Below are 7,573 nucleotides of genomic sequence, written 5' to 3' on the forward strand. Positions count from 1 at the left end.
TGTCGCCTGCCGTGCGGCGGCAACAGCGCGCCGCATGGCTCTTTCTCGCGCCGGCCTGCGCGATGGTGGCCGTCTATGTGGTCTGGCCGATCCTGTCGACGCTGTGGCTGAGCCTGTACAACTGGGACGGGATGACCGAGCGCACCTTCGTCGGGCTCGCGAACTACGTCGAACTGCTGCATGCGCCGACGTTCTACACCGCGCTGCGCAACAACGTGATCTGGCTCGCGCTCTTCATGCTCGCGCCGCCGCTCGGCCTCGCGCTCGCGTTGTACCTGAACCAGGCGGTGGCCGGCATCCGGCTCGTGAAGTCGCTGTTCTTCGCGCCGTTCGTGCTGTCCGGCGTGGTCGTCGGGCTGATCTTCTCGTGGTTCTACGATCCGACGTTCGGCCTGCTCGCGCTGATCGCCGGACACGGCATCCCGGTGCTCGGCGACGCGCGCTACGCGACGTTCGGCATCGTATTCGCCGCGCTGTGGCCGCAGACCGCGTACTGCATGATCCTGTACCTCACCGGCCTCACGTCGCTCAACCCGGAACAGATCGAAGCCGCCCGGATGGAAGGCGCGCGCGGCTTCGCGCTGCTGTGGCACGTCGTGCTGCCGCAATTGCGGCCGACCACCTTCATGGCGATCGTCGTCACGGTGATCGGCGCGCTGCGCAGCTTCGACCTGATCTCGGTGATGACGAGCGGCGGCCCATTCGAGAGCTCGACCGTGCTCGCGTATTACATGTACGACCAGGCGATCAAGTACTACCGGCTCGGCTATTCCGCGTCGATTGCGGTCGTGCTGTTCGCGATCATGCTCGTCTACATCGTGTTCCAGTTGCGCCGCCTGCTGCGCAACGAGCAATAACCTGACCGGTGGCCATCATGTTTCCGACTCCCGTTGCCCAATGGAAGCCTGTCTCGCGCAGGCTGTACAAGTTGTCGCTGCCGGTTGCGCTGCTGATCTGGCTGCTTCCGATGATCGCCGTGTTCATCACGTCGGTGCGCTCGACCGAGGAACTGGTCGAAGGCCACTACTGGGGCTGGCCACGGCACTTCTCGATGATCGAGAACTATCGCGACGCGCTGACGACGTCGCCGATGCTGCATTATTTCTGGAACAGCGTGCAGATCACGGTGCCTTCCGTGCTTGGCTCGATCGCACTCGCGGCGATGGCCGGCTTTGCGCTGGCGACCTACAAGTTTCGCGGGAGCACGGCGCTGTTCGGGACGTTCGTTGCCGGTAACTTCGTGCCCGTGCAGGTGTTGATGATTCCGGTGCGAGATCTGTCGCTGCGGCTCGGTGTGTTCAATACGGTCGAGGCGCTGATTCTGTTTCATGTCGCGTTCCAGACCGGGTTCTGCACGCTGTTCCTGCGCAACTTCATCAAGCAGTTGCCGTTCGAGTTGATCGAGGCGGCAAGGATCGAAGGGGCGGGGGAATGGACGGTGTTTTACCGGATCGTGCTGCCGTTGATTCGGCCCGCGTTGGCCGCACTGGCGATTCTCGTTTTTACGTTCGTGTGGAACGACTACTTCTGGGCGCTGTGTCTCACGCAAGGCGATGAAGCCGCGCCGATCACGGCAGGCGTTGCCGCGTTGAAGGGGCAATGGACGACGTCGTGGAATCTCGTGTCGGCCGGGTCGATTCTGGCGGCGTTGCCGTCCGTCGCGATGTTCTTCGCGATGCAGAAGCATTTCGTGGCGGGGCTGACGTTTGGTGCGACCAAAGGTTGAACGCGCGGCTCAGCGTATTCGTATCTCCCCCTCCGCATCGTGAGGTTGCCCGCTTCGGCGGGCTTTTTTTTGATTGTCGCGGATTGGCCGGAGGGAGATACAGGTCGTCTGTGCTCAGCCGGTTTCGGACGCTCGACCATAAGGTCTGAATCGCAGACAATCTTGAGCACACGCTTGCCTTTGGTCAATAACGATGAAAGTTTCAAGAGATTTCGGGATCGTTGTCCGACGCGACGCGCTAGCGGCCAAGAATGTCGACCTGTCCACGGTTATGGTCGAGTTCAATTTTCAGAAATATTTTGACGAATCCGATAGCCTTATATCGCTTGGCCCGCTCTTTGGCGGCGATGCGGCCGACGAGTGTACAAGGTCATTGGAGCGGCTTGGGCTGACATACATCGACGACTTTTTTGTCTTCGAGGGGTTTGTGCCTGACTGGTGCTCGTTCGAAGTATTTTGACATGCGTACCGATCTCTAGCTTCCGAAGACTGATGTCGGCTACGAACGGCCGTTCGACACAGCTTTTTAGATCGTCGACAATCGGTGCGGATAAGGGCGTAGCCTTTAGCGGTTACCGTCGATCAGATCGTTCAGCAGCGCATCGAACGCGGCCTGTGCGTCTTCAAGTTCCTGCAGGGCGGCATCAAAGGTTTGCAGCGCGAACGGCGAAGGCTCGCCGCTGCCTTGCGGCGGAAATTGCTTCTGCATCGAGGCGAACGTACTCTGCACGCGCAGCGTGGCGGCCACCATGCGCTCCATCGCCTCGGTTTCTTCGGCTCGGGCCTGTTCCGGATTCATTCCTCTCTCCTTGGATGGTTTTCTTGAAGACCAGATCGTACACGCTGTGTCCGTTCTTGCCGCCCTTGGCAGAACGACTCCGTTGAAGGTTCCAACGGCACGCTGCGGGAGAAGCGATTTAATCGGGAATGATTCCGCAGTCGCGCCGAGGCCAAGATACGCATCGAGCGTGGCTATAAAATCCCGCCGCAGGTCGCAACGATTGGCCGCTTTGGATCAATCTGAAGGGCCGTTCTGGGTCGAGAAACGACATCCACGGAAATCCGCGATGAACGATTCCCCTGGCCGCTACTGCGACGCCGAGTTCGGGCCGCAGCCCTTGACCCGCAGCAATGCGTCGACCGACCCGATGTTCTTCTCATGCGCCACGAGCATCTGCGTGAGCGCGTGGTGCATATCCGGCTGCGCCAGCGTCGGCAGTAACGCCTGCAGCTTCCTCACCACCCACCGCTGCCCACGATTCAAAAACGCCAGCCGCTCCGCCAGATCCTCGATCGCCATCGCCTTCTCATAAAACGCACCTGCAGCATGCGTCGGCGTCGCATCGAGCGACCGAATCGCATCGACCAGTACCGCGCACCAGTGCGCCTCATCCTGCCGAATACTCGCCACGAGCCGATGAAGTTCAGGATCGTCGATTGCCGCCGCCGTCTCCGACGCGACACGCGCACCTGCACGCTCGGCTTCCAGCAGCTCATTCAGCAACGCGAGCAACGCGTCGCGCTGCGCACCGGCGGATTCGTCCATTGCTTTGGGGGAACGGGCGTCGTGCCCGTCGTCGTGGGGCCGGTTCGACATGCGATGTCCTCCGTGCGGAAAGCGTGGCGCGCCAGTTCGTCCGGCGTGATTCCGTCAGGCACTGCGCTCACGACAGCGTCCCCACATCACGGCAGGCAGCAGCGGAGCCCCACGAAGAATGGATCACAGTCTGACATGGCCCTGTGACACGCGTCTGCAGCCGACCCACTGTGCGTGATGCGCATCAACACACACCGCCACGCACAGCCGACCTCACGTCCACCCTTCGAGCCTCAACGTCGACCGCACCAACCGCTGCTCCTCCTGTTCGATCTCCCGCAGATACTCGACGCACTGACGAATATGCTCGCTCGCCGCCTTGCGCGCCTGATCGGGCAGCCGCCCCGTCACCGCGTTATAAAGCCGAGCATGCTGCCGATCGATCTGCTTTTTCAGCGGCTCGCGGTGATAGAGATTGTTCACGGACGCAAACACCGAACTCAGCAACAAATCCGTCAACGATTGCAGCGTATTCACGAGCACCGGATTATGCGAAGCCTCGCAAATCGCGAGATGAAACGCGTGATCGAGCTTCGCGCGCGCGGCCGGGTCGAGATCCTGCGCATCGGCCGCGGTCATCTCTTCATAGCGGCGCTTGATCAGGATGAAATCCGCCGGCGTGCCGCGCAGCGCCGCGAGCCGCGCGGCTTCCGTCTCGAGCATCCCGCGCACCTCGAACAGATCGTACAGCGTGCGCGGCTGCGAACCGAGGAGATGCATCATCGGCGTGATCTCGCGTTGCGGGGTCAGGCTCGCCACGAACGAGCCCTTGCCGTGCGTGGTGTCGATGATCCCGCGCGCGCGCAGCAGCTTCATCCCTTCACGCACGGCCGTGCGCGACACGCCGAGCTTCTCGGTCAGCCGCCGTTCGGACGGTAGCGCCTGCCCGGCCTTCAGCACGCCATCGACGATCAGTTTCTCGATGCGCTCTGCAACGACGTCGGCCACGTTCCGCGCCGGGCCCGCTCGATCCTGCATTTCCATACTGGTATGACCACTTCGGAAGGATATCGGCGATTTTCCCACAAACCCTTTTCACCATTCAGTTTTACGGCGACCGATACCGCTGCTTTCCGGTCGCCCCATAAAAACTGGTATGACCACGGCCGCCACGTCTGGACACACACGCGCCGCCCGCCAAGAATCCCTCCCTTCCGGCGTGCCGCGCGTTGCGCAGCCGCCTGCATGGTGGAGACAACCCCGATGAGTTTCACCTACGACGAACGGATCGACGGCCCACTGGCGACCGTCGGCCGCGACACACTCGTCGCCGCGCTGCACGCGGCGGCGCCCGGCCTCGACGTGCTGCACGAACGCGAGGCGCTCAAGCCGTTCGAATGCGACGGCCTCGCCGCGTACCGCACGGTGCCGCTCGCGGTCGCGCTGCCCGACACGGTCGAGCAGATACGCGCGGTGCTGCGCGTCGCGGCCGCACTCGGCGTGCCGGTAGTCGCGCGCGGCGCGGGCACCGGGCTGTCGGGCGGCGCGATGCCGCTCGAGAAAGGCCTGCTGCTCGTGATGGCGAAGTTCAACCGGATTCTCGACATCGACCCCGATGCCGGCATCGCACGCGTGCAGCCCGGCGTGCGCAATCTCGCGATCTCGCAGGCGGCCGCTCCGCACGGCCTCTACTACGCACCCGATCCGTCGTCGCAGATCGCCTGCTCGATCGGCGGCAACGTCGCTGAAAACGCGGGCGGCGTGCACTGTCTGAAATACGGCCTCACGGTGCACAACATCCTGAAGGTCGAGATCCTGACGATCGACGGCGAGACGCTCACGCTCGGCGCCGACGCGCTCGACGCGCCCGGCTTCGACCTGCTCGCGCTGTTCACCGGCTCGGAAGGGATGCTCGGGATCGTCACGGAAGTCACCGTGAAGCTGCTGCCGAAGCCGCCGAGCGTGAAGGTGCTGATGGCAAGCTTCGACGATGTCGCGGAAGCCGGCGCGGCGGTCGCGCGAATCATCGGCGCGGGCGTGATCCCCGGCGGCCTCGAGATGATGGACAACCTCGCGATCCGCGCGGCGGAGGATTTCATCCACGCGGGCTACCCGGTCGACGCGCAGGCGATCCTGCTGTGCGAGCTCGACGGCTCGCCGACCGACGTCGACGAAGACGCCGAACGCGTCGCCGCGCTGCTGCGCGACGCGGGCGCAACCGAGATCCGCGTCGCACGCGACGAAGCCGAGCGCCAGCGCTTCTGGGCCGGCCGCAAGAACGCATTCCCGGCGGTCGGCCGCATGTCGCCCGACTACTACTGCATGGACGGCACGATTCCGCGCCGCGAGTTGCCGCGCGTGCTCGAAGGCATCGCCGCGCTGTCCGCCGAATACGGGCTGCCGGTCGCTAACGTGTTCCACGCGGGTGACGGCAACATGCACCCGCTGATCCTGTTCGATGCGAACCGGCCCGGCGAACTCGACCGCGCAGAAGCGCTCGGCGGCAAGATCCTCGAGCTGTGCGTCGCGGCGGGCGGCAGCATCACGGGCGAGCACGGCGTCGGCCGCGAGAAGATCAACCAGATGTGCGTGCAGTTCAACGCCGACGAGATCACGTTCTTCCACGCGGTGAAGGCCGCGTTCGATCCGCAGGGGCTGCTCAATCCCGGCAAGAACATCCCGACGCTGCACCGCTGCGCCGAATTCGGTGCGATGCACGTCCATCACGGCAAGCTGCCGTTTCCCGACCTGGAGCGCTTCTGATGCGACGCGACATCGAATCGATCGACGACAGCGCGGCGCTCGTCGCGCAGGTCGACGCGGCGATCCACGATCGCCAGCCGCTGCACATCCGCGGCGCCGGCACGAAGGCGTTCCTCGGCCGCCCCGTCGAAGGCCGCACGCTCGACGTGCGCACGCATCGCGGCGTCGTCTCGTACGACCCGACCGAACTCGTCGTCACCGCGCGCGCGGGCACGCCGCTCGCCGATCTGGAAGCGATGCTCGACGCGGCCGGCCAGATGCTGCCGTGCGAGCCGCCAACGTTCGGCGGCGCGGCCACGGTCGGCGGCATGTTCGCGGCGGCGCTGTCGGGCCCCCGCCGCCCGTGGGCCGGCGCGGTGCGCGACTTCGTGCTCGGCTGCCGCGTGATCACCGGCCACGCGAAGCACCTGCGCTTCGGCGGCGAGGTGATGAAGAACGTCGCGGGCTACGACGTGTCGCGGCTGCTCGCGGGCAGCTTCGGCTGTCTCGGCGTCGTGACCGAGGTGTCGTTGAAGGTACTGCCGAAGCCGCGCGCGACGGGCGATCTCGCATTGCAGCTTGCGGTGGACGAAGCCGTGCAGCGCGTCGCCGCCTGGCGGCGCGCGGGGCTGCCGCTCGCGGGCGCATGCCACGCGGACGGCGTGCTGCACGTGCGGATCGAAGGCGGCGAGGGCTCGGTGAAAGCCGCGCGCGACACGATCGGCGGCGAACGCATGGACGATCGCGACGATGCGTTCTGGGCTCGGCTGCGCGATCTGGCGCTGCCGTTCTTCGACGATCCGCGCCCGCTGTGGCGCGCGTCGGTGCCGGCCTCCGCACCGCTCGACGCACTGCCCGGCGCGCTGCTTGCCGACTGGGGCGGCGCACAGCGCTGGCTGAAGAGCGATGCCGCGCCCGCCGACGTGCAGCGGTTCGCCGCGCAATGGGGCGGCCACGCGACCTGCTTCACCCCGGGCACGACGCGCGAGCCGTTCCAGCCGCTGCCGGCCGCGCTGCTGCGCGTGCACCGGCAGCTCAAGACGCAGCTCGACCCGCATGCGATTTTCAATCCCGGCCGCCTGTACGCCGACTTCTGACGCGAACCCGATCCCGACCCGCCGATGCAAACCAATCTCAGCGAAGCAAGCAAGGCCCTCGCCCGGGCCGACGAAGCGGAAGCGATCCTGCGCGCGTGCGTGCACTGCGGCTTCTGCAACGCGACCTGCCCGACCTACCAGGTGCTCGGCAACGAGCTCGACGGGCCGCGCGGGCGCATCTACCTGATCAAGCAGCTGCTCGAAGGCGAACCGTGCGGCGAGCGCACGCAGCAGCATCTCGACCGCTGCCTGACGTGCCGCAACTGCGAGACGACCTGCCCGTCCGGCGTGCGCTATCACACGCTGCTCGACATCGGCCGCGCGGAAGCCGAGAAGCGCGTGCAGCGGCCCGCGCGCGCGCGCCTGCTGCGCGCGGGGCTGCGCCACGTCGTGCCGCGCCCGGCGCCGGTAGATCGGAAGGGCACACGTCTGAACTCCATGCCCCCCACCAAACACCTTATGCCGGTTTCT

8 protein-coding genes and 1 pseudogene are annotated in these 7,573 nt (G+C 65.4%); 6 read left to right on the top strand and 3 right to left on the bottom strand.

What is annotated here, in order from left to right; all coding sequences use genetic code 11:
* The 3 genes from G3N96_RS36450 to G3N96_RS36460 form a co-directional block, all read left to right on the top strand.
* On the top strand, positions 1–857 hold an 857-nt coding region (locus G3N96_RS36450; protein ID WP_241022996.1), incomplete at its 5' end, for a sugar ABC transporter permease.
* Between the two features lie 17 nt (positions 858–874).
* On the top strand, positions 875–1,726 hold the full coding sequence (locus G3N96_RS36455; RefSeq protein ID WP_089459302.1) for a carbohydrate ABC transporter permease: 852 nt from the start codon (positions 875–877) through the stop codon (positions 1,724–1,726).
* Between the two features lie 193 nt (positions 1,727–1,919).
* On the top strand, positions 1,920–2,186 hold the full coding sequence (locus G3N96_RS36460) for a hypothetical protein (RefSeq protein WP_206140209.1): 267 nt from the start codon (positions 1,920–1,922) through the stop codon (positions 2,184–2,186).
* Positions 2,187–2,291: 105 nt separating this feature from the next.
* Here the strand turns inward: G3N96_RS36460 and G3N96_RS36465 are convergent, their stop codons facing one another.
* From G3N96_RS36465 to glcC, 3 genes and pseudogenes are all read right to left on the bottom strand, one after another.
* On the bottom strand, positions 2,292–2,525 hold the full coding sequence (locus tag G3N96_RS36465; protein WP_006487081.1) for a hypothetical protein: 234 nt from the start codon (positions 2,523–2,525) through the stop codon (positions 2,292–2,294).
* Positions 2,526–2,813: 288 nt separating this feature from the next.
* Positions 2,814–3,260, bottom strand: a pseudogene (locus G3N96_RS36470) (DUF6306 domain-containing protein); the annotation flags it as partial.
* A gap of 276 nt (positions 3,261–3,536) precedes the next feature.
* Positions 3,537–4,307 (bottom strand): transcriptional regulator GlcC, encoded by a 771-nt coding sequence (gene glcC, locus G3N96_RS36475; protein ID WP_043186328.1) that lies wholly within the window; start codon positions 4,305–4,307, stop codon positions 3,537–3,539.
* A gap of 219 nt (positions 4,308–4,526) precedes the next feature.
* Between glcC and glcD the strand changes: the two genes are divergently transcribed.
* The 3 genes from glcD to G3N96_RS36490 form a co-directional block, all read left to right on the top strand.
* The gene (gene glcD, locus G3N96_RS36480) at positions 4,527–6,026 is read left to right on the top strand and encodes a glycolate oxidase subunit GlcD (protein WP_206140211.1); all 1,500 of its coding nucleotides are present in this window, start codon (positions 4,527–4,529) and stop codon (positions 6,024–6,026) included.
* A complete protein-coding gene (glcE, locus tag G3N96_RS36485; protein ID WP_206140212.1) occupies positions 6,026–7,102 on the top strand; it encodes a glycolate oxidase subunit GlcE in 1,077 nt (358 codons plus the stop codon). Before glcD ends, glcE begins: the two co-directional genes overlap by 1 nt.
* Positions 7,103–7,126: 24 nt before the next feature.
* Positions 7,127–7,573: 4Fe-4S dicluster domain-containing protein (locus G3N96_RS36490; protein ID WP_241022998.1), on the top strand; the 447-nt coding region annotated here is incomplete at its 3' end.

It is taken from the genome of Burkholderia sp. Se-20373, from assembly GCF_017104705.1.
GTDB lineage: Bacteria > Pseudomonadota > Gammaproteobacteria > Burkholderiales > Burkholderiaceae > Burkholderia.